Raw genomic sequence first — 25,931 nt, 5'->3', positions numbered from 1 at the left:
AATATTGTTCCCCACAAATCGGCACGTAGCGCAGCCTGGTAGCGCATCGTCATGGGGTGGCGAGGGTCGAGAGTTCGAATCTCTCCGTGCCGACCAAATCATTCATCGGTAAGTTGTTTCAACGACCGGTAACCCCTTAAGAACCCGCATTCTCTTTGAGTTTGCGGGTTTTTTAATGCTCAGTTATCCCATCTGTTTTTATCAAGAAACCACCACCACTCCGATTGTAAATCGAGGAAAAACTTCTATTATTTTATGGTATACGTCATTTCCCTGAAGGATTTACATGAGAGTTAATGGACTTACAAAAGGATTTTTCATCCTGATTCTGCTGATCGTCACCCTCGCGTTTTTCGACGTCCTTTCCCCTTATTATTCAGCTATTTTATGGGCGGCGATTCTGGCGGTCATCTTCAACCCCGTTAAGAACAAACTGCGTAGCCGCCTGAATGAACGCAACGGGCTTGCGTCACTGCTTACCGTCGTCATTATTTGTCTGATCGTCTTCACCCCTCTGGCGATTATTCTCTCGTCGCTGGCCTTTGAATTGAATGTGGTTTACACCAAGCTACAGCACAACGACACTCAGTTTCCGACGGTAGTCGCCAGCCTGTTTGCACACCTGCCTGAATGGGCCCGCAGCTTCCTCTCTGAGCATAACCTGGATAGCGCTGACCAAATTCAGCAGCAGCTTTCTGACGTTGCCCTAAAAGGGGGTCAGTATCTTGCCGGGAGCGCATTCCTGATTGGCAAAGGTACCTTCGGTTTTACCGTCAGCTTCGGCATCATGCTCTATTTACTGTTTTTCCTGCTGAAAGATGGTCCGCAGTTGGTGAGGCAAATTCTTGAGTCTTTACCACTGTCAAATCACGTTAAACAGCACCTGTTCGCCAAATTTGCCGCCGTCGCGCGGGCAACGGTAAAAGGAACCGTCGCGGTGGCGATTGTCCAGGGCGCGCTTGGCGGGCTGGCGTTCTGGATTGTCGGTATTGATGGCAGCATCTTGTGGGGGGCGCTGATGGCATTTCTGTCGCTAATCCCGGCGGTGGGCTCCGCGATTATCTGGGTCCCGGCGGCTGTCTATCTTTTTGCCACCGGACAGATATGGCAAGGTGCCTTTATCGTTGGCTTCTTCGTGATAGTGATAGGTCTGGTGGATAACATCCTCCGCCCTCTGCTGGTGGGCAAAGATACCAAAATGCCGGACTATCTGATCCTGATATCTACCCTTGGTGGGATGGAAATCTATGGTATCAATGGCTTTGTTATCGGCCCGCTGATTGCCGCGCTATTTATTGCCTGCTGGAACCTTCTTTCCGGGCGCGATCACGCCGGAAACATCGATGAGATAGATGAAGACTTCTTAGAAGAGGGAAAAAACCGCGAGGAGTAGCGCATTACCTTAATGAACAGGGGCTTCCCCCTGTTCAACACGATGACAAAAGTGATTACTTAGTGTAATCCTTAAGTTAAGGCCGTTACCCTCGCAATCTCAGCAGAATTTATAACTATATATTGTGAAAATTTTGGTAAACACAACCTACCTTCCATCTTGATAATGCTACTATTGTGCTGTTGAGGATTGATAACAAAGGATTACTCACGTGAAAAAAATCACTACGTTCGCCGTTTCCCTGCTGGCCGTTGCCTGCATTTCCACCAGCGCCCTGGCCGCAGAACAGCCGCTAGAAAAAATTGCCCCCTACCCGCAGGCTGAAAAAGGGATGAAACGTCAGGTGATTCAGCTCCCGCAGCAGCAGGATGAATCGGTGTTGAAAGTTGAGCTGATGATTGGCCAAACGCTGGAAGTCGACTGCAATCGTCACCGCCTGGGCGGTCAACTAGAAAGCAAAACCCTTGAAGGCTGGGGCTACGACTACTACGTATTTGATAAAGTGACCTCGCCGGTCTCAACAATGATGGCCTGCCCGGAGGGTAAAAAAGAGCAGCAATTTGTAACCGCAGGGCTGGGTGATGCAGGAATGCTGCGCTACAACAGCAAACTGCCTATCGTGGTGTATACCCCGGCTAACATTGAAGTGAAATATCGTATCTGGAGAGCGGACGAGACCATCGGCAATGCCGTTGAACGTTAATGCCTGAGGATAGAATCCGGCGGCCTGAGCCGCCGGACAATGGGTTACAGCGCAATATCAGCAATAGGTTTGCCTTCCGGCAGCGGCTTCAGCTCCGCCTGCGGAACATCATCAGTCACGGTAATCGGATCATAGTGTAGTTCCAGCACTTCACTGGTCCACGCCAGCGCCTTTTCGATTTCTGCCGCATTGCCATCCAGACGCGTACCGTAGCTCGGCACTATCTCTTTCAGCTTCGCCTGCCAGGCTGCTGAATCGACCTTGTCCTTAAACACTTTTTCCATCAGCTGCAGCATAATCGGCGCGGCGGTAGAAGCCCCAGGCGATGCGCCCAGCAGCGCGGCCACGGTCCCTTCATCATCGCTGACCACTTCGGTTCCGAGACGCAGAACGCCGCCTATCTTCTTATCGCGTTTGATAATCTGCACACGCTGACCTGCCTGCCATAAGCGCCAGTCTTCTTTACGCGCCTCAGGATAGTACTCGCACAGCGCCGCATGACGATCTTTGTCTTTTTGCAGCACCTGGCTAATCAGGTATTTCACCAGATCGAAGTTATCCAGGCCCACGTTGAGCATCGGCATGATGTTCGAGGTATTAGTGGAGGCCAGCAGATCCCAAAGCGAGCCGTTTTTCAGGAAACGCGTTGAGAAGGTGGCAAACGGCCCAAACAACACCACGCGCTTACCGTCGATAATACGGGTGTCGATATGCGGAACCGACATCGGCGGCGCGCCCACCTCTGCCTGACCATAGACTTTCGCCAGGTGATGCTCGACCACTTCCGGGTTCTCGCACACCAGGAACTGCCCGCCGACCGGGAAGCCCGCATACTCTTTGGCCTGCGGAATACCGGTTTCCTGCAACAGGGTCAGGGCTGCACCACCAGCACCGATAAAGATAAATTTGGCTTTGATGACGCGTTTCTGATGACGATTGTTGGCATCCGCCAGCGTCACGGTCCAGCTCTTGTCGGCATTGCGCTTAAAACGGCGCACCACGGTACCCAGTTGGAGAGAGAAATTTTCATGAGTTTTCAGCCCGGCAATCAGCTGACGGGTGATTTCACCGTAGTTGACGTCGGTGCCCATTTCCGTGCGGGTGGCAGCCACTTTCTGCTGCGGATCGCGCCCTTCCATCACCAGCGGAGCCCACTGTTTAATTTGTTGATGATCTTCAGAGTAGCGAATGCCGCGGAACAGTTCGCTTTGCTGTAAAGCTGCGTAGCGGGCGCGCAGGAAGTTGACGTTATCCTCACCCCACACAAAGCTCATGTGCGGTACGCTGTTAATAAAGGATTTCGGCTTATTGAGAATGCCGCGCGTCACCTGGTGGGCCCAAAACTGACGAGAAATCTGGAAGGATTCGTTGATATCAACCGCTTTATCGATATTAATTCCGTTAGCAGTTTGCGGCGTATAGTTCAGCTCCATCAGCGCGGCATGTCCGGTACCCGCGTTGTTCCAACCGTTTGAGCTCTCTTCCGCGACGCTGGACATCTGCTCGACCATGGTAATAGACCAATCTGGTTCCAGTTCCTGGAGCCAGGTTCCCAACGTGGCGCTCATGATGCCGCCGCCGATCAACAATACATCCGTCTCTTGCTCATGGCGGGTGTTGGTCCGAGTGTTATTGGAACCAACCGCCTGTGAGCTGGGTACGGCCATCTTTTTCTTCATCGAATTTGAGCCTTACTTTTACTCGCTTTTGTTATATAGCGCAGGTGAAACGATTCTCGGCTTCAAAGGTAACACTGAAGAAAAAAAATTTAAATATTGTTTAAATTTTAAGTTTAGTTTTGAGATCTGTTATAAAAATGTTTAATAAATGTGTATTGCAAATCACATTTTGTACTGGTGTGAAGTCTGTTTCCGCGCTATCATCCCCGGTTTTGTGACGGACTGCACGAAAGCATCGGCTGATACCACATCCGTTTTTTTATAATCTGCGAACTTTTTTTATGCCCCCTGTTTCTGATTCCGCTACCATCGGCAACGCTGGCACATTAAGCCAGATACTGCGTTCGCCCGCGCTACTGACGCGCGAAACCCTGGCAGGCGTGCTGACCGCACTAGCCCTGATCCCCGAGGTTATCTCCTTTTCCGTTATTGCTGGCGTTGACCCAAAGGTTAGCCTGGTCGCTTCTGTGGTGCTGTGTCTGGCGATGTCGGTACTGGGCGGTAGACCGGCCATGGTCACTGCCGCTGCCGGTTCAGTCGCGCTGGTCATCGGGCCAATGGTGCACCAACATGGCGTTGGCTATATTCTGCCTGCGGTAATTCTTGCGGGGATGATTCAAATTTTGTTTGGTGTATGCGGTATGGCGCGCCTGATGCGCTTTATTCCGCAGGCGGTGATGACCGGTTTCGTCAATGCGCTAGGGATCCTCATTTTTTTCGCCCAGGTACCGCATTTCTGGAGCAAGCAGCCGCTGATTATCGGCTTGTTTGTTTTAACGCTGTTGATTGTGCTGTGGGCACCGCGCTACATCAAGGCCATCCCCTCACCGCTGATTGCTATCGTTCTGTTGACCCTGTTTACCGTTTTTAGCGGCCAACTGCTGCCTACCGTTGGCGATGAGGGCCCGATGGGCGGCGGATTACCTGGATTGACCAGCCTGATAGTGCAGCTGGACTTAACAACGCTGCAAATTATCTGGCCCTGCGCGCTCAGTATCGCCTTTGTCGGCCTGATGGAGTCGCTGCTGACGGCTAAATTAGTCGATGACCTGACCCATACCCCTTCCAGTAAATCGCGTGAGAGCGCTGGTCTGGGGATTGCCAATATTCTTGCCGGGTTTTATGGCGGCATTGCCGGATGCGCGATGATCGGCCAGACCATTGTTAACGTCGAAATGGGCAAAGCCCGCAGCCGCATCTCCACGATTGCCGCTGCCCTGGTGCTATTGCTGTTAGTGACCGCATTAAGCGAAGTGATGGCAAAAATTCCGATGGCCGTTCTCGCCGGGGTGATGGTCATTGTGGCGGTGAAAACCTTTAGCTGGCACAGTATTCGTCCGACGGAGCTGGCGCATAATCCGTGGCCGGAAACGCTGGTGATGCTGGTGACCGTCGGCGCAACCGTCGGTACCAGCAATCTGGCGATTGGCGTCCTGGCGGGTCTGGTCTCAATGGCCTTGATTCCCCGCCGCCTGCGCAATAAACCGCAGGCTACATCAGAAAAATCGTCGCCAGCCCAAGAAAAATAAAGAACCCACCGGTGTCGGTGATAGCGGTAATCATGACGCTGGAGCCGACTGCGGGATCGCGCCCCAGCTTGACCATCACCATCGGGATAATAACGCCCATCATCGCCGCCATCAGCAGGTTCAGCATCATTGCCAGCGTCATCACGCCACCGAGCTGCGGATCGTCGTACAGCCACCAGGTTATAGCGCCCATGATCCCGCCCCAGACGATCCCGTTGATCAGCGCAACGCCCATTTCGCGTAAAATCAGAAAGGTGAAACTTCCCGGCTGAATATGCTGCAACGCCATTGCACGGACGATCATGGTAATCGTCTGATTACCGGTGTTGCCGCCGATCCCCGCGACAATCGGCATCAGCGAGGCCAGTGCGACCAATTGTGAAATAGTATGTTCAAAACCGTCAATAACGCGGGAGGCGATAAACGCGGTGCACAAATTCACCGCCAGCCAGGCCCAGCGGGTTTTCACCGCTTTGCTCACCGGGGCAAACACGTCATCATCATTACTCAAACCACCCATTCGGCGTAAATCGTTGTCGGTCTCTTCGTAGACCACATCGACGATCTCATCGATGGTCAAACGCCCCATTAACTTGCCGTCAGCATCAATAACGGCGGCGCTAAGTAAGTCGTCACGTTCAAACGTTCGCGCCACCTTTTCTGCATCTTCATGCGGCTGGAAGGTAACCGGATCGCCTTCCATCACTTCCCCTACCCGCTTCTGCGCATTGTTAAGCAGGATGGTTTGTAGTTCCAGTTCGCCCAGCAGCAGCTTGTTGCGGGTGGTCACAAACAGCTTATCGGTGTTTTCCGGCATTTTGCCTAGCCGCCGCAGGTAGCGCTGTACCGCCGCAAGCGTCGCTTCCGGGCGAACGGTGATGACCTCGAATTCCATGATCGCGCCGACGGTATTATCGGCGTAGCGCATCATCTGGCGAATACGTGCACGCTTATCCGCAGGCAGCGTCGCCAGCAGGCGTCCGGTCAGATCACGCGGTAAGTGTTGCAGCAGGTAGACCTGTTCATCAATATCGAGATTTTGCAGCGCAAACAGCAGGTCATGATCGCTCATCTCTTCGATGAGATCGCCCCAGACGCTTTCCGATGCCTCGAGCAGCACCTCACCGCGTTTATCATCCGCCACCAGTCGCCAGAGCGCGTTACGTGCGTCGTAAGGCAACGCTTCGAGCGCATCGGCAAGATCCGGAGGCGGCAGGTGAGAAACCAGCACTTCCACTTCGGCCAGATCGTCGGCCAACGTACCTTCATCGTAGCGTTCAGCCAGGGTTAATTTACCCAGCAATGAGGAAGTGACGGCTTTATCGGTGCTCAGCAACCAAATGAGACGGGCGCGCTCTTCGTCGCGCAATCTGGCGCTTTTTTTATGCAAAACGGACATCGGTCAGGCAATCCTTGTAAAAATATCTGTCAGACCAGCAGGCCGGAAGCCTTAAGCATAGCGCGAGGAGGCGGAAATAATAACCGTTATGAATTTAGTCGATGGAAAAAAAAGCAGCCAGAGGAAATCCCGGAGGACGGCTAACGCCTCCGGGATGTAGCAAAGTTATCAGGCAGTACGGGCAACAGCATCGCGAGTCGCCAGTTCACGCTCTTTTCCGGTTAGCTCAGAAAGTTGGCCACCGCGCATTTCCAGCAGCCTGTCGGCATGCTGAAAGTAGTGGTCATCATGGCTGATAGCAAAAATGGTTTTACCCATTTGCTGCATCAGCGGCAACAGCACCTGGTAGAATTCCCGGCGGAAATGCGGGTCCTGATCCGCCGCCCACTCATCCAGCATGATAATATCTCGCTCTTCCGCCAGCGCCAGCAGCAGCGCTACGCGCTTTTTCTGTCCCTTCGACAGCTTCAGGTCGAGAATTTTACCGTTATCCAGCTCAAGCTTATGACCCATTTTCAGATAACCCAGCCACTTGTCTACCAGCGCTGAATCCGCCGTTTTCCCTTCCGGGCCCAGCAGTCTGTCGAACAGCCAAACATCGGTAAATACCGCCGAAAACAGCTTACGATAATCTTCCGGTTTATCTGCCGCCATCGGCTGACCGTCGAGCAAAATTTGCCCGGAAACCGGTTGATATAACCCGGTCAGCAACATGGCCAACGTCGATTTGCCGCTACCGTTACCGCCGATCAGGAACACCAGCTCTCCGCGCTTGAGGGTCATATTAATCGGCCCCACGGCAAAGCTGTTATCAGGATAATGAAACGCGACATCGCGCAGTTCCAGAGTCTGCCAGTGGGGATGTGCCTGGGGCTGCGGGAATTCAGCGCGATACGGCGCAAGGGAAAACTTATGCAGCTTATTGAATGCAACCTGGGCACTGAGCAGCGTTGGCAGCGCGCCAACTGCGGAAAGCAGCGGCGTGCGCAGAAATAACAGCGTCAGAGAGTAGGTTGCCGCCACGGCGGTATCGGCCCACCCGAGGCTATTAGCCATCCAGAAGACCAGGCCAATTGCGCCCAGCATCATAATATTCGACCAGTTCACCGCGCTCAGGTGGAAGGTGTCAGCGCGAACAATATGGTGGCGATATTCACGAGCATCAGGAAGATACAGCTGGTTAAACACATATTCAGCGCGTTCGCGATTAAGGGTCAGCTCTTTACGCCCCTCGAGAACCGTCTGGTAATCGTGATACAGCTTGTCTTCGGTTTCGCGCAGAGAGGCCATATGTTTATAGACCCGCGACACCAGCATAAAGCCGCCCCAGATGGTTAACGCCATCCATAGCGCAGTGATCAGCATCATTTTTCCCGACAGCCAGGCCAGGTAAGCGGCGGAACCGAAGGTCAGAATAATCCCCTGCACCAGCTCTGGCAGGCGCACGAAGGCTATGGTGATATTGCGAATGTCGCTGGTTAAACCAGCCAGCAGCGACGCGCTGCCGATTTTCTCAATCTTTTCGATTTGGGTATCAAGAATACGCTTAATAAATTCGCCGCGAAGACGATAGACGAAGTGGTGCCCGAGCGTGGTCAACGCCAGTTGTGAGCCAAGCGTGACCGCCATCAGCAGCAACAGTAGGCCCAAAAATTCCGGCAACACCGTCAGCGAGGTATCGGCAATGGTCATCAGGCGCAGGTTTATAAAGGCAATGAGCCCGATCCCGAGCGCCGCGCTGAGCAGACTTAAAGCAATAACGGAAATAAACGGCCAGCGATACTGACGCCAGACAAGAAGAAGAAGTTCCATAAGACAACCCGGGCAAGCAAAAACAGCCAGCAGTTTAAACTGCTCGCCGATGACAGCAAGAATAATTCTTATTTTTATTCTTTATTGCCTGCCAGACGAAAAGTGAGATTGTAGCGGCAGCTACCGGTGTCGGGATGAGTACCCTCTTTCAGCGGCTGAATACCGTGGTAAAACAGCCGTGATTCACCGCCCCAGACCACCACATCGCCGTGCTCCAGCAGCACCCGTCGGAGCGGATCGTTACGCTGTTTACCGCCAAACTGAAATACTGCCGGGAGCCCCAGTGAGACAGAGACAATAGGCGCGCGCAGATCGTGCTCATCTTTATCCTGATGCAGCGACAGCTTCGTCCCCGGTTGATAGCAGTTAATAAGACAAGCATCAGGCGCAAATCTCTCATAACCGCACGCAGAAGCAGCCTCTGTGGCCAGCTCGCGCAATAGCGGCGGCATCGGCGGCCAGCGTTTGCCCGTCAGCGGATCCTCGGGAGAGTAGAGATAGCCGTGCTGATTGGTAGTCCAGCCCAATTCGCCGCAGTTAGTCATCGCGACCGACATCGTATAGCCGCCAGGCGTCACCATCTGACGAAAAGGCGAACGGCTGGCAATATCAGTAATTGCCAACAACAAGGCCGGGGCGCGTTCGCGAGCATAGCGGCGTAAAATTACCGCCCCCGGTGCCAGCGGCTCTTGCCAGGGCGGCGTATCGGCAAAAAGATCGAGCATCAGTTCTCCTCAGTTTGCGCTTCGCGCGCTAGCAGTAATGCTTTACGCGCGATTCCCCAACGATAGCCGGACAGAGCCCCGCCCTCGCGAACCACCCGATGACACGGGATAACCATTGCTAGCTTGTTGGCGGCACAGGCGCTTGCCACCGCCCTGACCGCGCGGGGACGGTCAATACTTTGCGCCACCTGGCGATAGCTACGCGTTTCTCCCGCCGGGATCTGGCGCAGAGCCTGCCAGACCTGAAGCTGGAAAGCGGTGCCGCGAAGATCCAGCGGCAAAGAGATTAGCTGGCGATGGTCGTTAAGATGCGCAAATACCTGAGCGACTCGCTGATGAAAAACGTCATCGCCAGGCTGCAGACGTGCATTGGGAAATATTTTGCCTAATTCCTCATGTAGCGACGTATCGTCATCACCCGGCAGCACGGCGCATATGCCCCGTTCACTTTCAGCCACCAGGCAGCGTCCCAGCGGGCCGTCGTCACATACCCAGGTAATATCGGTATCATCGCCGCCACGGCGAAACTGGCTGGCGGTCATTCCCAGCGCGGCATCAGCCTGCTGATAGTAGCTACTGGTATCCGGAAAACCGGCGGCCAAAGCAGCGTCCGTAACCGTCCGCCCCTGACCCAACGCCTCGCGTAAACGGCGCGCGCGCCAGGCCTGTTGCCAGGCTTTGGGCGTCATTCCGGTAACGGATTTAAAAAGACGGTGAAAATGAAAGGGGCTGACCGCAAGCTCACGGGACAGCGCTTCGAGAGTTATCGGCGTTTCTTGCTCTAGCAGACGACAGGCCGCGGCCACTTTTTCCACTTTCTGCTGCTGTGGATCGGTTTTATCCGGCTGGCAGCGTTTGCACGGGCGAAACCCTGCCGCCAGCGCGGCTTCAACGTTGGGGTAAAAACGCACATTCTCCCGCAGCGCCCGCCGTGAACGGCAGGACGGACGACAGCAAATGCCGGTGGTCAGTACGGCAAAAACGAACTGGCCATCGGCACGAATGTCGCGCTCGCATACAGCCTGCCAGCGACGCTCATCGGTATCAATCATCATCGGTTTCATAACGGACTCCTGCAGTAAGTGTATCTTCAGTCTGGGCCGAAGTCCGTTAGCAAAAACCCGAAATCTTGCGGTTTAATTTTTCTCGCCGACAAGGAACGCGCGGAACTGCGGCGACATCCAGGTTTTAAACCCTTCACCTTCTTTGATAATCATATACACTGCCAGTCCCTGTTCACGCACTACGTCCTGCGCCCTCTTCGGCCCTAACACCATCAGTCCGGTATCCCAGCCGTCGGCTTCCAGCGCCGTTGGGGCGATAACCGTCACCGAAACCAGCTTATGATCGATCGGTCGCCCGGTTTGTGGATCGATAACGTGCGAGATGCGCTTACCGTCCAGCTCATAGTAGTTGCGATAGCTGCCGGAGGTGCTGATACCGTGGCCGTTAATATCAACGATCGCCTGAACGGCGTTTTCGCGGTCGGTCGGCTTCTGGATCGCCACCCGCCACGGCTGCCCTTCGGCATTCATTCCGCGACTCACCAGCGCGCCACCTACGGAAACCAGGTAACGCGAGATCCCTTCTTGTTCCATCAGGCGCGCTAAGTGATCGGCAGCGTATCCTTCGCCCACGGTGGAAAGATCGACAAACAGATCCGGAATGTCTTTTTGCAAAAACTGCTTGTCAGCCTGGTTAATAACCGTCAAATGCTGTAACCCACTGCGCGCTTTTGCCGCGGCAATTTGCTGCGCATCCGGCGTTTTTACCGGCTGTTTATCCGGGCCAAAACCCCATAAATTGACCAATGGCCCGACGGTAATATCCATCGCGCCATGGGTTTTAGCGCCAATGCTCAGCGATAGGGTGACGATATCCGCCATCGCCTCACTGACCGGCCAGGGGGTGGTGCTCGGTGAATGGTTGAAACGCATCAGCGCCGAATCGTTTTTCCATGTTGAGAGCAGACGATCGTCGGCATCCAGCTGAGCCTGCACCTTCTGGCGCAGCTCCTGGGCCTTTGCTTCATCAACATTGATCACGCTGACTCGCCAGAACGTGCCCATGGTTTTACCATCCAGCACGGTGGCAGCAGATTTTGGCGTCTGTGGAGAGGTGGCTGAATCACAGCCTGAAAGTAGTACGCAGACCCCAAACAGGGCGGCGCGGAAAAAAGTGATATCCATAAAAATTGGCTTCCTCTTACTGGGATTCAAAGAGTACACCAGCAAGGTTAAACCGGGCATAAAAAAAGGCGCCATCGGCGCCTTTTTCGAAACTTCAGCGTGCTTAGAACTGGTAAACCAGGCCCAGAGCAACGATGTCGTCGGTAGAAACACCGGCGTTACGAGTGAAGCTGTTGTCGTCCAGCAGGTTGATTTTGTAGTCAACGTAGGTGGACATGTTTTTGTTGAAGTAGTAGGTCGCGCCTACATCAACATATTTCAGCAGATCCTGGTCGCCGTAACCTTCCAGATCCTTACCTTTGGACTGCAGGTAAGCAACGGATGGACGCAGACCGAAGTCGAACTGGTACTGTGCAACCACTTCGAAGTTCTGCGCTTTGTTAGCAAAGCCCTGGTTGCCAGCGCGAGTTGCGTTGTAGGTCTGGGTGTACTGAGTCGCCAGGTAGATGTTGTTGGCGTCATATTTCAGACCACCGGTGTAGGTTTCAGCGTTGTCGCCGCGGCCCAGAGCAGGAACAGTGTTCTGCTGGCTGGTACGTTTAGAGTGAGAGTATGCGAAACCAGCACTGATACCTTCCCAGATATCATAAGTTACAGCAGTGCCGTAACCGTCACCGTTCTGTTTATTCCAGTCACGACCGTTGTTGGTCGAACCTTCACCGCTTACGCTGCCGTTTTTACCCTGGTACTGCAGAGCAAAGTTCAGGCCGTCAACCAGACCGAAGAAGTCAGAGTTACGGTAGGTTGCAACGCCGTTAGCACGAGACTGCAGGAAGTTGTCAGAACCGTAGGTGTCGCCGCCGAATTCCGGCAAAACGTCAGTCCAGGAAGTCACGTCGTAGACAACGCCGTAGTTACGACCGTAGTCGAAAGAACCCGCGTCGCCGAATTTCAGACCAGCAAATGCCAGACGAGTCCATGCCTGATCGCTGGAGCTTTCAGTGTTGTTCGCCTGAACGTTGTATTCCCACTGGCCGTAACCGGTCAGCTGGTCGTTGATCTGAGTTTCGCCTTTGATGCCCAGACGCATGTAGGTCTGGTCGCCATCTTGACCTTTGTCGTCAGAGAAATAGTGCAGACCGTCGATTTTACCGTACAGGTCTAATTTGTTGCCATCTTTGTTATAGACTTCAGCCGCATTTGCTGCGCCCGCTACCAGCAGAGCTGGTACCAGGAGGGACAGTACTTTAACTTTCATGTTATTAACCCTCTGTTTGTTATATGCCTTTTATTATTGCCACTGCTTACTGATTACCCTTCTAATCAGTCGGCTATTTCATTGTGCTGCAAAATACAGAATAATCCAACAAGAATATGATACTAAAACTTCTAAAATGTTTCCAAATGCGCACAAGATGTTTCAATTTGTAAATCAGAGGGAACTTTTTTTATCTCGATATAGACCATTTAAATAAGCACTAATAATCAAAAAATTAAAATTATCAAGCAATATCAATATGTTATTAGGTTGCACTCCTATAGCACTGAATGGTAAAACAAAAATCTCAACTGAGACTAAAATTAATCCCGCTATCATCATTAACTTTATTTATTACCGTCATTCAGTTCTGAATGTCTGTTTACCCCTATTTCTACCGGATGCCTCGCATCCGGTTTTTTTTACCCTTCTTTACACATCTTTAATTATTCCCATCCTGGCATAACAAAAAATAACGGTTATTAATCAAACAACTTACGCGCCGAGTTAGGGTTATTCGCACAATTTCTTGTTAATTAATGCTATTTAATTTGAAAAATCGGTAAGTAATTGTACAAAAACAATCGCACTGTTCATGTTTGTCAGCCGCCGCGGATCTAAGATGAATCTCAAGGCAAATAAAACAATGTATGATATTCAGTTGTATGGATTTACGGCATTAGCCTTTATACTGGCTATAGCATCCGTCCTGCTCCCAGTTACCCGGGCGCAACATTCCGTTTACAAACACTGATGAGTCATACTCTCACACGATGACCCCGAAAAAATTTTCCCTGATCCCCGGCAACATTACCCGTTTCTTCATTTTAATGGTCATCGTCCTGCTGGCGACGATGGGGGTCATGATTCAAAGCGCCGTCAACGCATGGCTGAAAGACAAAAGTTATCAGGTTGTCGATGTCAGCTATGACTTGCATAAGCGTATTGATACCTGGCGCTACGCCACCTGGCAAATATATGACAACATCGCGGCAACCTCTCCCGGCACAACCGGAGAGAGCGGTTTACAAGAAACGCGTTTGAAGCAGGATGTTTACTACCTGGAGAAACCCAGGCGCAAAACAGAAGCGCTGATTTTTGGCTCTCATGACAGCTCAACGCTGGAAATGACGCAAAAAATCACCAACTATCTCGACATCTTATGGGGCGCGGAGACCATTCCCTGGTCGATGTATTACCTTAACGGACTCGATAACAGCCTTATTTTAGTTTCAACGCTGCCGTTAAAAGATCTCTCCTCCAGCTTTAAAGAGTCAACCATCAGCAGCGTCGTGGAGTCCCGACGGGCCGAAATGTTGCTCCAGGCAAATACATTAGATGAACGTGAGACATTTTCGTCACTGCGTCATCTCGCATGGCAAAACGGTTACTACTTTACTTTACGCACCACTTTTAACCAGCCGGGCCACCTGGCGACCGTTGTGGCTTTCGATCTCCCCATTAACGATCTCATTCCTCCCAGTATGTCGCTGGAGAGCTTCCGTCTTGAACCCGATCCGTCGCAAAGCATCAGCAACAATCCGGACAAAGAAGCCACCGATATCGTCAGCATCAACTTTAATGCCCCGCGGATTGAAATTACCACCACGATTAATACCACCGGTATGCGGCTGGTTTGGATGGTGCCCTTCAGCGAGCTGATTCTGGAATCCTTACAGAATATTTTGCTACCGCTGCTGTTGAATATCGGCCTGCTGGCGCTGACGCTGTTCGGTTTCACGACCTTTCGCCACTACAGCGGCCGTAAAGACGTGGTCAGCACAGCGGTATCTTCGACAGCCAATAGCGAATTGCGCGCCCAACGCGCAATCCATGAAGAGATTGTCTCGCTGCTGCCATTGGGGCTGTTGGTTCATGACCAGGAGGCTAACCGTACGATAATCAGCAATCCTATTGCCGATCATCTGCTGCCGCATTTGAACCTGCAGAATATTATCAATATGGCCGATCAGCACCAGGGCGTCATTCAGGCCACAGTAAATAATGAATTGTATGAAATTCGCCAGTTCCGCAGCCAGGTCTCGCCGCGTACGCAAATCTTCATCATTCGCGATCAGGATCGTGAAGTTCTGGTCACCAGGAAACTCAAACAGGCTCAACGTCTGTACGAGAAAAACCAGCAAGGCCGCGCTGCCTTTATGCAGCATATCGGCGCTGCGCTAAAACAACCTGCGCAAACGCTGGCAGAAGAAGCGGCGGCGCTCGGTATTGCTGAAAGCCATAAGCTGGCCCAGCATGCAGATGAACTGATACAACTGGTGGATGAGATTCAACTGGCAAACCTCCTTGAGAGTGATAACTGGAAAAGCGCCCAGGGCCTGTTCTCCATACAGGGACTCATAGATGAAGTGGTACCTGAAGTCTTACCGATCATCAAACGCAAAGGGCTGCAACTACTGATTAACAATGCACTACCGGCAAATGAGCAACGTTATGGTGATCGTGATGCGTTGCGCCGCACACTTTTACTGTTAATTCAGTACTCAGTCACCACTACTCAGATTGGCAAAATCACTCTGGAAGTGAGTAAAGATGAGTCGGCAGACGATCGCCTGACCTTCCGTATTCTTGATACCGGTAATGGGGTTTCCGGTGACGAAATCGATAATATGCACTTCCCGTTCCTCAACGAGACGCAGTCAGACCTCTATGGTAAAGCTAACGCCCTTACCTTCTGGCTCTGCGATCGCCTGACCCGCAAGCTCGGTGGACAGTTGAATATCAAAGCCCGCGAGTCGCTGGGTACCCGCTATTCCTTACATCTTAAAATGGCGGCCAGTGAAGAAGAGAGTGATTCAGGGGAACATCTACTGGATGATGTTGTGGTATTGCTTGATGTTACCTCTAATGAGGTGCGCCGTATCGTTACGCGCCAGCTCGAAAGCTGGGGCGCGACCTGCATCTCGTCGGATGATAGAATAACAAGTCAACAATATGATCTCTTTTTAACGGATAATCCGTCTAATCTTACTGCTTCAGGCTTGCTTTTAAGCGATGATGAAGTCGGGATTCATAAGATTAGCCCAGGTCAGCTCCGCGTCAATTTTAATATCAGCACCGCGATGCAGGAAGCTATTCTACAGCTGATAGAGCAGCAACTGGCTGATGAAGAGGGGCAGCACTCTCCCCCTGAAAGCGTGAGTAACGCCGAACTGCATGCCAGCGGCTATTACGCGCTGTTTGCCGACACGGTACCAGATGATGTTAAGAGGCTGTATAATGAACTGGCAACGAGCGATTTAGCCGCGCTGGCGCAAACCGCTCACCGCCTCAAAGGGGCGTTTGCTATGCTTAATCTGGTACCCGGCAAGCAATTATGTGAAACGCTTGAGCATCTGATTCGTGAAAAAGATACTCAAGGCATAGAAAAATATATCAGCGACATTGACGTCTACGTCAAGAGCTTGCTGTAGCAAGGTAGCCTAATACATGAACAATATGAACGTAATTATTGCCGATGACCATCCGATCGTACTGTTCGGTATTCGTAAGTCACTTGAGCAAATCGAGTGGGTGAACGTTGTTGGCGAGTTTGAAGACTCCACGGCATTAATCAACAATCTTCCTAAGCTGGACGCTCACGTCCTGATTAGCGACCTATCCATGCCCGGCGACAAGTACGGTGATGGGATTACGCTTATCAAATACATCAAGCGTCATTTCCCGGATCTGTCGATCATTGTACTCACGATGAATAACAACCCGGCGATCCTGAGCGCGGTACTGGATCTGGATATCGAAGGGATCGTACTGAAACAGGGCGCACCGACCGATCTGCCGAAAGCGCTGGCCGCACTGCAGAAAGGCAAGAAATTCACCCCGGAAAGCGTTTCGCGTCTGCTGGAAAAAATCAGTGCCGGTGGTTACGGTGACAAACGCCTGTCGCCAAAAGAGAGTGAAGTATTGCGCCTGTTCGCCGAAGGCTTCCTGGTTACCGAGATCGCCAAAAAGCTGAACCGTAGTATCAAAACCATCAGTAGCCAGAAAAAATCGGCGATGATGAAACTCGGCGTGGAAAACGATATCGCCCTGCTGAACTACCTCTCTTCCGTTTCTCTGAGTTCGACGGATAAAGACTAACCGCTCTCTTCCCGGATAGCGTCACGCTATCCGGGAAAATCCCTTACGCCCTTCCCTTACGCACCCGTGTGGCATAGACCGTCAATGTTTGTTTGATAATATCAAGGGTTACCGGCTTGGATAAACAGCTATCCATACCGGACTCCAGACAGCGCTGCTTCTCTTCAGCCAGCGCATTAGCGGTCACGCCAATTACCGGCAACGTCAATCCCAGTTGACGAATGCGCTGAGTCAGTCGATAACCATCCATATTCGGCATGTTGACGTCACTGAGCACAATATCAATATGCTGTTTACTCAGCACGTTAAGCGCATCGACCCCATCGTTTGCGGTGACGCACTGATAGCCCAGAGATCCCAGTTGATCGGCCAAAAGACGCCGGTTGATTGGATGATCATCCACCACCAGAATCATCATGTCATCATTGTCGGCAGTTTGCGTTTCTGGCGCGGATAGCACGGGGTCGTTTTCCGCGCTATCGACGGCGATATGGAAGATGCGTCCGAGCAACGGCAGCAGCTCATGCGGCGTCGTGACGCTATGCAACCACTCACCCGGCGCTCGCTCTAGCGGAATTCCGATATGCCGACGGCAGAAGATAATCACGGAGTTTCCTGGCCATGCCGCATTAGTCTCGCTATCGGTCAGCAAAATATCATCCATTCCCGGCGCTTGCCCTTTAAAACGACGGACCGGAATACCGTGGTATTTCAGTAACGACTCGACAAATAGCGCCAAAGAGGTGTTATCAATCGCCAGCCAACAGCATTTGTCAGACAGGCTATCAACAATCAGCGGCGGCGTATTTTGTACGCCATACAGTGGAATTCGAATAGTGAACCGGCTACCCATGCCCGGTTCCGTTTCGACGGCAATATCGCCATCCATCATGCTGATAAGCTTTTCACAAATCGCCAGACCGAGACCGGTTCCCTGGAAGTTACGCTGCACGCCGGTACCGACCTGGAAGAACGGGTCGAACAGACGCACGACTTCTTTTGCCGGGATCCCTTCTCCGGTGTCGCGCACGCTAATTTGTAGGTAGTCGCCCGCCCGCTCTACATGCAGGATAATGCAGCCGGTATCAGTAAACTTGATCGCGTTACTCAGCAGATTTGAAATAACCTGCTGCAAGCGCATCGGATCGCCGGACATCAGCTGCGGCACGTCGGGTTCAATAAAGCAGTACAGCCCAAGTTGTTTACGCACCACCAACGGCAGGTAGTTAGCGGAAATGTGGTTCATCACTTCACGCGGCGAAAACTCCCGTGGTTCAATTTTGAGCTGCTCGGACTCAATTTTCGAGAAATCGAGGATATCGCTGATAATTTTCAGCAGCAGGCTGGAGGAGTTATTCATCGCCGTCACCAGGCGATCAACCCCCTTCGGCAGCTCTTTCGTCTGCAGCAAATCGAGATTGCCAATAATCCCGTACAACGGCGTGCGCAGTTCGTGACTGACGGTGGCAAGGAACATCGATTTCGACTGGCTGGCCTGTTCTGCGGCCTGGGCCATCTCCTGCAGCGACTCCTCCATTTTGACGCGCGCTGAGACATCCACCAGCACGCAAATCGCCACGTTTTCGTTACGATAGCGCGAGTGAACGAAGCTGATTTGCAGATTGGTATTATTACTGGTCAGCACGTCAACAAAGTTCACCTGCTGACCGCAGATGATCTGCGTTAACCGCTGCCGGTCCTCATGCGTCAACATGTTGAGATAGTTATGCGCCAGCTCGTTACTCAAGATATTAGTGCCGTCGAGCGTACGTAAAATACAGATCCCCACCGGCGCGGAAGCCACAATTTTTCGGTTGAACTGCTCATGCTCTTCCAGACGTTGGGCGTCATTTTCTGCCGGAATAAAAATCCGCCGCTCATACATCCGGGCCAGCGCAAAGAGGATAACCCCAGTCAGGATATTGAGCGCAATGGCGTTGAGGATCAGCATCCGGATGCGTTCTAACACCTGTTCCACCGACACTGAATAGACGATGCTCAAAGATGACGGTGGCAGGCTTTTTTTCATCGCCAGTTCGCGAAAGCCCGAGGTATAGCCAAACCATAACCGTTCCTGCATCCACTTCGCGTCAGGTTTAATATTGCTGTCTGACCCGGCGAGCGAAATGAGTGACTGACCGTTATCGTCAAGAATAGTGACGTTCATCGGCAAACTACCCGGAGTAAAGAAACTTTCCATGCGGATAGTTTGTTCCACGCCAAGCATCGCCTGCAGCCGGTTAGCCATATATATCGGCGTCAGCGCGTAAAAATACCCAACGCCTGGACGCACGCCCTGGCTTATCCAGAACAGGTTGTTGCCACGTTCGTTTTGTGGAGCATTATGATATTGCTCAATACGTTGATGTAAAACTTTAAGCGCCTGATCTCGCTCCAGCGGCACATCCCGCAGGCCGAAGTTAGCCATACAGAGGTTATCACTGCCAATCAAAAAGATACGGTTGAGATCATACGCCGTAGAGAAGTTGTCGCGCCAATAGCGCATGAACCACGCTAGCGACTGCAGAGAGTTACGCCAGGTGGTGCTCATTAGCGCGCAGTCGGAATCAGGGTATAGCGGTTCAAAATTAGGGATCGCAATATCGCCATTCTGTACTGGCGCATCACCGCCTTCACTGCCATTCATTGGCCGGTTACCCACGACGTATTTCAGCTCTTTGATAACATCTGCCGTGCGCTGAATATAACGCTGCGCCTGATCGGCATTCAGATTAAATTCCTGACGAATTTCCGATTCCCGATCATGCAGGGCATTAACGATGTAAAACACCGAGACAAAAGCGATCAGCATCCACAGCAGTACCGCCAGCGCTCTGAACAGGTAGCGTGAAACCTTTAACGTCGTATGGAAAGAAGCTAGATATTTCAATGTGGCGATGCTCGGCCGTCAGGGGCTCAACAGAATGGGGTTAAGGTAACGATAAAATAACAGTCCCGCAACGGGGAAACAAAAAGGGCCGGGGATAACCCCGACCCTTTCAGAACAATTACCGCAGAGAATTACTCTTCATCTTCGGCGATGTCGTCGTCAGTGTCCGCTTCCGGCGCGATATCCTCATCGCCTTCCGCTGCGCTGCCGTCGATGGCATCCAGTTCTTCATCATCAACCGGCTCAGCAACACGCTGCAGGCCCACCACGTTTTCATCTTCCGCGGTACGGATGAGGATAACGCCCTGGGTGTTACGCCCTACCACGCTGACTTCCGACACGCGGGTACGCACCAGCGTACCGGCATCGGTGATCATCATGATCTGGTCGGTATCAGTTACCTGCACCGCACCCACCACGGAACCGTTACGCTCGGTCACTTTGATCGAGATAACGCCCTGCGTCGCACGAGATTTGGTCGGATACTCTTCAGCCGCAGTACGTTTACCGTAGCCATTCTGCGTCACGGTCAGGATAGCCCCTTCACCACGCGGAATAATCAGAGAAACGACTTTGTCCTCGCCTGCAAGCTTGATACCGCGCACGCCGGTCGCGGTACGACCCATCGCGCGGACAGCATCTTCTTTAAAGCGCACCACTTTACCGGCAGCAGAGAACAACATGACTTCATCCTGACCCGAGGTCAGATCGACGCCAATCAGCTCATCGCCTTCGTTGAGGTTAACCGCAATAATACCGGCCGAACGCGGACGGCTGAACTCGGTTAGCGCCGTTTTCTTCACGGTACCGCTGGCGGTGGCCATAAAGACGTTCACGCCCTCTTCGTACTCGCGCACCGGCAGAATAGCGGTGATACGTTCGTTGGCTTCCAGCGGCAGCAGGTTGACGATCGGACGGCCACGCGCACCACGGCTCGCTTCCGGCAGCTGATAAACTTTCATCCAGTACAGACGACCACGGCTGGAGAAGCACAGGATCGTGTCATGGGTGTTGGCCACCAGCAGACGATCGATAAAGTCTTCTTCTTTAATACGTGCAGCTGACTTGCCTTTACCGCCCCGACGCTGAGCTTCGTAATCGGTAAGCGGCTGATACTTCACGTAGCCCTGATGAGACAGCGTCACAACAACATCTTCCTGGTTGATCAGATCTTCGATGTTGATATCAGCGCTGTTAGCGGTGATTTCCGTACGACGCGCGTCGCCAAACTGTTCACGGACCAGCTCCAGCTCTTCGCGAATCACTTCCATCAGGCGATCGGCGCTGCCCAGAATGTGCAGCAGTTCAGCAATCTGTTCCAGCAGCTCTTTGTATTCGTCGAGCAGTTTTTCATGCTCAAGGCCGGTTAGTTTCTGCAAACGCAGATCCAGAATCGCCTGGGCCTGCTGTTCGGTCAGATAGTACTGGCCGTCGCGTACGCCGAATTCAGGCTCCAGCCACTCAGGACGCGCGGCATCATCACCAGCACGTTCCAGCATCGCGGAAACGTTGCCCAAGTCCCATGAACGTGCAATCAAGCCAGCTTTCGCTTCCGCCGGGGTCGGCGCGCGGCGAATCAGTTCGATAATCGGGTCGATGTTGGCCAGGGCAATCGCCAGCGCTTCAAGGATGTGCGCACGATCGCGGGCTTTACGCAGTTCGAAAATGGTACGACGGGTCACCACTTCACGGCGGTGGCGTACGAACGCGGCAATAATTTCTTTCAGGTTCATAATCTTCGGCTGACCATGGTGCAACGCAACCATGTTGATACCGAAGGAGACCTGCAGTTGGGTCTGGGAGTAGAGGTTGTTGAGAACCACTTCACCCACCGCGTCGCGTTTCACTTCAATCACGATGCGCATACCGTCTTTATCAGACTCGTCACGCAGCGCGCTAATGCCTTCAACGCGTTTGTCTTTTACCAGCTCGGCAATTTTCTCAATCAGGCGCGCTTTGTTCACCTGATACGGAATTTCATGCACGATGATGGTTTCGCGACCGGTTTTCGCGTCAGCTTCCACTTCCGCGCGAGCGCGAATGTACACTTTACCGCGACCGGTACGATAGGCTTCTTCAATACCACGACGACCGTTAATGATCGCGGCGGTCGGGAAGTCCGGGCCCGGAATGTGTTCCATCAGCCCTTCAATGCTGATGTCTTCGTTATCAACATAGGCCAGACAGCCATTGATGACTTCGGTCAGGTTGTGCGGCGGAATGTTGGTCGCCATCCCGACCGCGATACCGGACGAACCGTTCACTAACAGGTTCGGGATTTTGGTCGGCATGACGTCAGGGATCTTCTCCGTGCCGTCATAGTTATCGACGAAATCCACCGTCTCTTTTTCCAGGTCGGCCATCAGCTCGTGGGCGATCTTCGACATACGGATTTCCGTATAACGCATCGCTGCGGCGGAGTCCCCATCGACAGAACCAAAGTTACCCTGGCCATCTACCAGCATGTAGCGCAAGGAGAATGGCTGTGCCATACGGACAATGGTGTCATATACGGCAATATCACCATGCGGGTGGTATTTACCGATGACGTCACCCACGACACGGGCAGATTTTTTATAGGCTTTGTTCCAGTCATTGCCCAATACGTTCATGGCGTATAGTACGCGACGGTGTACCGGCTTAAGGCCATCTCGGACGTCCGGCAGCGCACGGCCAACAATGACCGACATCGCATAATCCAGATACGAGCTCTTCAGCTCTTCCTCAATGTTGACCGGTGTAATTTCTCTCGCAAGGTCGCTCATCTAACCGCTATCCCTCTACTGTATCCCGGATTCAAAGGTCGCAAATTATAACACAGCCGCGGTGATAGAGGTAAACCAATACGGTTTATTCATGGCGGTCTGCTGATATACTCGCGGACCTGAACTGAAAAGGAGTAAAAGCGCCCATGAATGCCGAAAAACCGTCGGTGGCCCCCAACGTTGATCATAATGAAATCGCTAAATTTGAAGCCGTCGCATCGCGCTGGTGGGATTTAGAGGGTGAGTTCAAGCCATTGCATCGCATCAATCCTCTACGTCTCGGTTATATCGCGGAGCGCTCCGGCGGCCTGTTCGGCAAAAAAGTGCTCGATGTCGGCTGCGGCGGCGGTATTCTTGCCGAAAGTATGGCCCGCGAAGGCGCAACGGTGACCGGTCTGGATATGGGATTCGAACCGCTGCAGGTGGCAAAACTGCATGCTCTGGAAAGCGGCATTCAAGTCGAATATGTCCAGGAAACCGTTGAAGAGCACGCAGCGAAGCATGCCCAACAGTATGACGTGGTTACCTGTATGGAGATGCTGGAGCATGTCCCTGATCCGCAATCCGTAGTTCACGCCTGTGCGCGATTAGTAAAACCTGGCGGCCAGGTCTTCTTCTCTACGATTAACCGTAACGGTAAAGCGTGGCTAATGGCGGTGGTGGGTGCTGAGTACGTAATGAAGATGGTGCCGAAGGGAACTCATGACGTGAAGAAATTCATTAAACCCGCGGAGCTGATTGGTTGGGTTGATCAGACTATTCTGAAAGAGCAGCATATTACTGGCCTGCATTACAATCCGCTGACCAACACCTTCAAGCTGGCACCCGGCGTTGATGTTAACTATATGTTGCATACAACAGCCAAAAGCGCATAACGTCAGCTGCTTTTCTTATGATGATTGCGCGGCATCAAGCCGCGTGATTTTTTCTTCCGATGAAGAAATCAGCACTCGATCAAATTTTCATTTTTTTTTCTGATTTATTGACATCTCTTCCAGGCCTTATGTGGCGTGGACTTAGCGATCATTACGCTTCCGCAACCTCAATTTAACCTCAAAATCAACTCTTGTACTCAAAAGAATCCTTACTAGAATACTCACCATATAGCGTTTCTTTTATCGACCACCCCCTACATATAGTATTTATCCACAGAGTTAGTCACAACGGCTATCTGTGGATAAGTGGGGGATATTTTCTTTCACGGACAGGTATAATCCACATGAATCAGAGTCTGCTGGTGACAAAGCGTGACGGTAGCACCGAGCGCATCAATCTCGACAAAATCCACCGCGTGCTGGATTGGGCGGCAGAAGGACTGAATAACGTTTCGATTTCTCAGGTAGAACTGCGTTCACACATTCAGTTCTATGACGGCATCAAAACCGCCGATATTCACGAAACTATTATTAAAGCCGCTGCGGACCTTATCTCCCGCGAGGCACCGGATTACCAGTATCTCGCCGCGCGTCTGGCGATTTTCCATCTGCGTAAAAAAGCCTACGGCCAGTTTGAGCCGCCAGCGCTGTTCGATCACGTGTCAAAGATGGTGAAAAACGGCAAATACGATACTCATCTGCTGGAAGACTACACGGAAGAAGAGTTCAAGCAGATGGATTCGTTCATCGAGCACGATCGCGACATGACCTTCTCCTACGCGGCGGTTAAGCAGCTGGAAGGGAAATATCTGGTGCAGAACCGCGTGACCGGTGAGATCTACGAAAGCGCCCAGTTCCTGTACATTCTGGTTGCCGCCTGCCTGTTCTCTAACTACCCGCGCGAGACGCGTCTGGACTATATCAAGCGTTTCTATGACGCGGTGTCCACCTTTAAGATCTCGCTGCCAACGCCGATCATGTCCGGCGTGCGTACCCCAACTCGCCAGTTCAGCTCCTGCGTCCTGATTGAGTGCGGCGACAGCCTGGATTCCATCAATGCCACCTCCAGCGCGATTGTGAAATACGTTTCCCAGCGTGCCGGTATTGGTATCAACGCCGGTCGTATCCGCGCGCTAGGTAGCCCGATTCGCGGCGGCGAAGCGTTCCACACCGGTTGTATCCCATTCTATAAGCACTTCCAGACTGCGGTAAAATCCTGCTCGCAGGGCGGCGTGCGCGGTGGTGCGGCGACTCTCTTCTACCCAATGTGGCATCTGGAAGTTGAAAGCCTGCTGGTGCTGAAAAATAACCGTGGTACCGACGCTAACCGTGTTCGTCACATGGACTACGGCGTACAGATCAACAAGCTTATGTACACCCGTCTGCTGAAAGGTGGAGATATCACCCTGTTCAGCCCGTCCGACGTTCCGGGCCTGTACGATGCATTCTTCGCCGACCAGGACGAGTTCGAGCGTCTGTACACTCAATATGAGCAGGATGACAGCATCCGCAAACAGCGTATTAAAGCGGTTGAACTGTTCTCGCTGATGATGCAGGAACGCGCCTCTACCGGCCGTATCTATATTCAGAACGTTGACCACTGCAACACCCACAGCCCGTTTGACCCGGTTGTCGCACCGGTGCGCCAGTCCAACCTGTGCCTGGAAATCGCCCTGCCGACCAAACCGCTGGATGATGTGAACGACGAAAACGGTGAAATTGCGCTGTGCACCCTGTCCGCTTTCAACCTCGGCGTTATTGATAGCCTTGATGAGCTGGAAGACCTGGCGGTACTGGCGGTTCGCGCTCTGGACGCCCTGCTCGATTACCAGGACTACCCGATCCCGGCCGCTAAACGCGGCGCGATGGGTCGTCGTACTCTGGGTATTGGCGTGATTAACTTCGCCTACTATCTGGCGAAGCACGGTAAACGCTACTCCGACGGCAGCGCCAACAACCTGACGCATAAAACGTTCGAAGCCATTCAGTATTACCTGCTGAAAGCTTCTAACGAGCTGGCTATCGAGCAAGGCGCATGCCCGTGGTTTAACGAAACCACCTATGCGAAAGGCGTTCTGCCGATCGATACCTATAAAAAAGATCTCGATGCTATCGTCAGCGAATCCCTGCACTACGACTGGGAAGCCCTGCGCGAATCAATCAAAACACACGGCCTGCGTAACTCCACGCTCTCCGCGCTGATGCCGTCCGAGACCTCTTCGCAGATCTCCAACGCCACTAACGGCATTGAACCGCCGCGCGGTCACGTCAGCATCAAAGCGTCGAAAGACGGTATCCTGCGCCAGGTGGTGCCGGATTACGAAAAACTGCAAAACGGCTACGAGCTGCTATGGGAAATGCCGAACAACGACGGCTATTTACAGCTGGTGGGCATTATGCAGAAGTTTATCGACCAGTCGATTTCTGCCAACACCAACTACGACCCGACGCGTTTCCCGTCAGGAAAAGTGCCGATGCAGCAGTTGCTGAAAGACTTGCTCAATGCCTATAAATTCGGCGTGAAAACTCTGTACTATCACAACACCCGTGATGGCGCGGAAGATGCCCAGGATGACCTGGCGCCGTCCATTCAGGACGATGGCTGCGAAAGCGGCGCATGTAAGATCTAAGTTATTTTGCCGGGTGGCGCTACGCTTACCCGGCCTACGGTTT

The 25,931-nt window shown here is 52.5% G+C and carries 16 protein-coding genes and 1 tRNA gene; 8 read left to right on the top strand and 9 right to left on the bottom strand.

All coding sequences use genetic code 11. The features are described 5' to 3' along the window. The first annotated feature begins 19 nt into the window (after positions 1-19). The 3 genes from DA718_RS08775 (at position 20) to eco (ending at position 2,096) form a co-directional block, all read left to right on the top strand. Positions 20-96, top strand: a tRNA-Pro gene (locus DA718_RS08775). Between the two features lie 190 nt (positions 97-286). Next, positions 287-1,393: an AI-2E family transporter gene (locus DA718_RS08770; RefSeq protein WP_112213041.1), complete on the top strand. Its 1,107-nt coding sequence runs from the start codon at positions 287-289 to the stop codon at positions 1,391-1,393. A 211-nt stretch (positions 1,394-1,604) separates the two neighbouring features. Beyond that, entirely contained in the window at positions 1,605-2,096 is a 492-nt protein-coding gene (gene eco / locus DA718_RS08765; protein WP_112213040.1) for a serine protease inhibitor ecotin, read from the top strand. Positions 2,097-2,140: 44 nt separating this feature from the next. Here eco and mqo read toward each other — a convergent pair whose 3' ends face one another. Beyond that, entirely contained in the window at positions 2,141-3,775 is a 1,635-nt protein-coding gene (gene mqo, locus DA718_RS08760) for a malate dehydrogenase (quinone) (RefSeq protein ID WP_112213039.1), read from the bottom strand. Positions 3,776-4,056: 281 nt separating this feature from the next. On the opposite strand from mqo, the gene DA718_RS08755 reads away from it, so the two are divergent. Continuing rightward, positions 4,057-5,304, top strand: coding sequence for a SulP family inorganic anion transporter (locus DA718_RS08755; RefSeq protein WP_112213038.1), 1,248 nt, complete (start codon positions 4,057-4,059; stop codon positions 5,302-5,304). On the opposite strand, the gene mgtE is transcribed toward DA718_RS08755, so the two are convergent. The 6 genes from mgtE to DA718_RS08725 all read right to left on the bottom strand — a co-directional run bounded on the left by mgtE (position 5,267) and on the right by DA718_RS08725 (position 12,627). Next, on the bottom strand, positions 5,267-6,703 hold the full coding sequence (gene mgtE / locus DA718_RS08750) for a magnesium transporter (protein ID WP_110272333.1): 1,437 nt from the start codon (positions 6,701-6,703) through the stop codon (positions 5,267-5,269). The genes DA718_RS08755 and mgtE overlap by 38 nt on opposite strands. Before the next feature lie 168 nt (positions 6,704-6,871). Next, positions 6,872-8,515 carry a multidrug ABC transporter permease/ATP-binding protein gene (locus DA718_RS08745; RefSeq protein WP_112213037.1) on the bottom strand — a complete coding sequence of 548 codons (1,644 nt, stop codon included), beginning with the start codon at positions 8,513-8,515 and terminating at the stop codon, positions 6,872-6,874. A gap of 74 nt (positions 8,516-8,589) precedes the next feature. Next, positions 8,590-9,240 (bottom strand): DNA oxidative demethylase AlkB, encoded by a 651-nt coding sequence (gene alkB, locus DA718_RS08740; protein WP_112213036.1) that lies wholly within the window; start codon positions 9,238-9,240, stop codon positions 8,590-8,592. Continuing rightward, entirely contained in the window at positions 9,240-10,304 is a 1,065-nt protein-coding gene (gene ada / locus DA718_RS08735; protein ID WP_112213035.1) for a bifunctional DNA-binding transcriptional regulator/O6-methylguanine-DNA methyltransferase Ada, read from the bottom strand. Before ada ends, alkB begins: the two co-directional genes overlap by 1 nt. Positions 10,305-10,376: 72 nt before the next feature. Further along, entirely contained in the window at positions 10,377-11,429 is a 1,053-nt protein-coding gene (gene apbE, locus DA718_RS08730; protein ID WP_112213034.1) for an FAD:protein FMN transferase ApbE, read from the bottom strand. A 103-nt stretch (positions 11,430-11,532) separates the two neighbouring features. Further along, positions 11,533-12,627: a porin OmpC gene (locus DA718_RS08725; RefSeq protein WP_112213033.1), complete on the bottom strand. Its 1,095-nt coding sequence runs from the start codon at positions 12,625-12,627 to the stop codon at positions 11,533-11,535. Between the two features lie 773 nt (positions 12,628-13,400). Here DA718_RS08725 and rcsD point away from each other — a divergent pair. Together rcsD and rcsB are read left to right on the top strand one after the other, a co-directional pair. Further along, positions 13,401-16,061 (top strand): phosphotransferase RcsD, encoded by a 2,661-nt coding sequence (gene rcsD, locus DA718_RS08720; RefSeq protein WP_112213032.1) that lies wholly within the window; start codon positions 13,401-13,403, stop codon positions 16,059-16,061. A gap of 16 nt (positions 16,062-16,077) precedes the next feature. After that, positions 16,078-16,728, top strand: coding sequence for a response regulator transcription factor RcsB (gene rcsB, locus DA718_RS08715; protein ID WP_110272326.1), 651 nt, complete (start codon positions 16,078-16,080; stop codon positions 16,726-16,728). Positions 16,729-16,771: 43 nt separating this feature from the next. On the opposite strand, the gene rcsC is transcribed toward rcsB, so the two are convergent. After that, complete coding sequence (rcsC, locus tag DA718_RS08710) at positions 16,772-19,618, bottom strand: two-component system sensor histidine kinase RcsC (RefSeq protein ID WP_112213031.1); 2,847 nt, start codon at positions 19,616-19,618, stop codon at positions 16,772-16,774. A gap of 131 nt (positions 19,619-19,749) precedes the next feature. Continuing rightward, positions 19,750-22,383: a DNA topoisomerase (ATP-hydrolyzing) subunit A gene (gene gyrA / locus DA718_RS08705; RefSeq protein WP_112213030.1), complete on the bottom strand. Its 2,634-nt coding sequence runs from the start codon at positions 22,381-22,383 to the stop codon at positions 19,750-19,752. A gap of 146 nt (positions 22,384-22,529) precedes the next feature. On the opposite strand from gyrA, the gene ubiG reads away from it, so the two are divergent. Next, positions 22,530-23,258, top strand: a complete 729-nt coding sequence (gene ubiG, locus DA718_RS08700) for a bifunctional 2-polyprenyl-6-hydroxyphenol methylase/3-demethylubiquinol 3-O-methyltransferase UbiG (RefSeq protein WP_112213029.1) — start codon at positions 22,530-22,532, stop codon at positions 23,256-23,258. Between the two features lie 344 nt (positions 23,259-23,602). After that, positions 23,603-25,888 (top strand): class 1a ribonucleoside-diphosphate reductase subunit alpha, encoded by a 2,286-nt coding sequence (gene nrdA, locus DA718_RS08690; protein ID WP_112213028.1) that lies wholly within the window; start codon positions 23,603-23,605, stop codon positions 25,886-25,888. Positions 25,889-25,931 lie beyond the last annotated feature (43 nt).

Origin of the sequence: Klebsiella huaxiensis, assembly GCF_003261575.2 — a bacterium.
Taxonomy (GTDB): domain Bacteria; phylum Pseudomonadota; class Gammaproteobacteria; order Enterobacterales; family Enterobacteriaceae; genus Klebsiella; species Klebsiella huaxiensis.
This window is presented reverse-complemented; position numbering and strand designations above follow the sequence as displayed.

Coding starts and splice junctions, on each gene's coding strand:
- DA718_RS08770 (WP_112213041.1), top strand. CDS start 287: ATGAGAGTTAATGGACTTACAAAAGGATTTTTCATCCTGATTCTGCTG.
- mqo (WP_112213039.1), bottom strand. CDS start 3,775: ATGAAGAAAAAGATGGCCGTACCCAGCTCACAGGCGGTTGGTTCCAAT.
- DA718_RS08755 (WP_112213038.1), top strand. CDS start 4,057: ATGCCCCCTGTTTCTGATTCCGCTACCATCGGCAACGCTGGCACATTA.
- mgtE (WP_110272333.1), bottom strand. CDS start 6,703: ATGTCCGTTTTGCATAAAAAAAGCGCCAGATTGCGCGACGAAGAGCGC.
- DA718_RS08745 (WP_112213037.1), bottom strand. CDS start 8,515: ATGGAACTTCTTCTTCTTGTCTGGCGTCAGTATCGCTGGCCGTTTATT.
- alkB (WP_112213036.1), bottom strand. CDS start 9,240: ATGCTCGATCTTTTTGCCGATACGCCGCCCTGGCAAGAGCCGCTGGCA.
- ada (WP_112213035.1), bottom strand. CDS start 10,304: ATGAAACCGATGATGATTGATACCGATGAGCGTCGCTGGCAGGCTGTA.
- apbE (WP_112213034.1), bottom strand. CDS start 11,429: ATGGATATCACTTTTTTCCGCGCCGCCCTGTTTGGGGTCTGCGTACTA.
- DA718_RS08725 (WP_112213033.1), bottom strand. CDS start 12,627: ATGAAAGTTAAAGTACTGTCCCTCCTGGTACCAGCTCTGCTGGTAGCG.
- rcsD (WP_112213032.1), top strand. CDS start 13,401: ATGACCCCGAAAAAATTTTCCCTGATCCCCGGCAACATTACCCGTTTC.
- rcsB (WP_110272326.1), top strand. CDS start 16,078: ATGAACAATATGAACGTAATTATTGCCGATGACCATCCGATCGTACTG.
- gyrA (WP_112213030.1), bottom strand. CDS start 22,383: ATGAGCGACCTTGCGAGAGAAATTACACCGGTCAACATTGAGGAAGAG.
- ubiG (WP_112213029.1), top strand. CDS start 22,530: ATGAATGCCGAAAAACCGTCGGTGGCCCCCAACGTTGATCATAATGAA.
- nrdA (WP_112213028.1), top strand. CDS start 23,603: ATGAATCAGAGTCTGCTGGTGACAAAGCGTGACGGTAGCACCGAGCGC.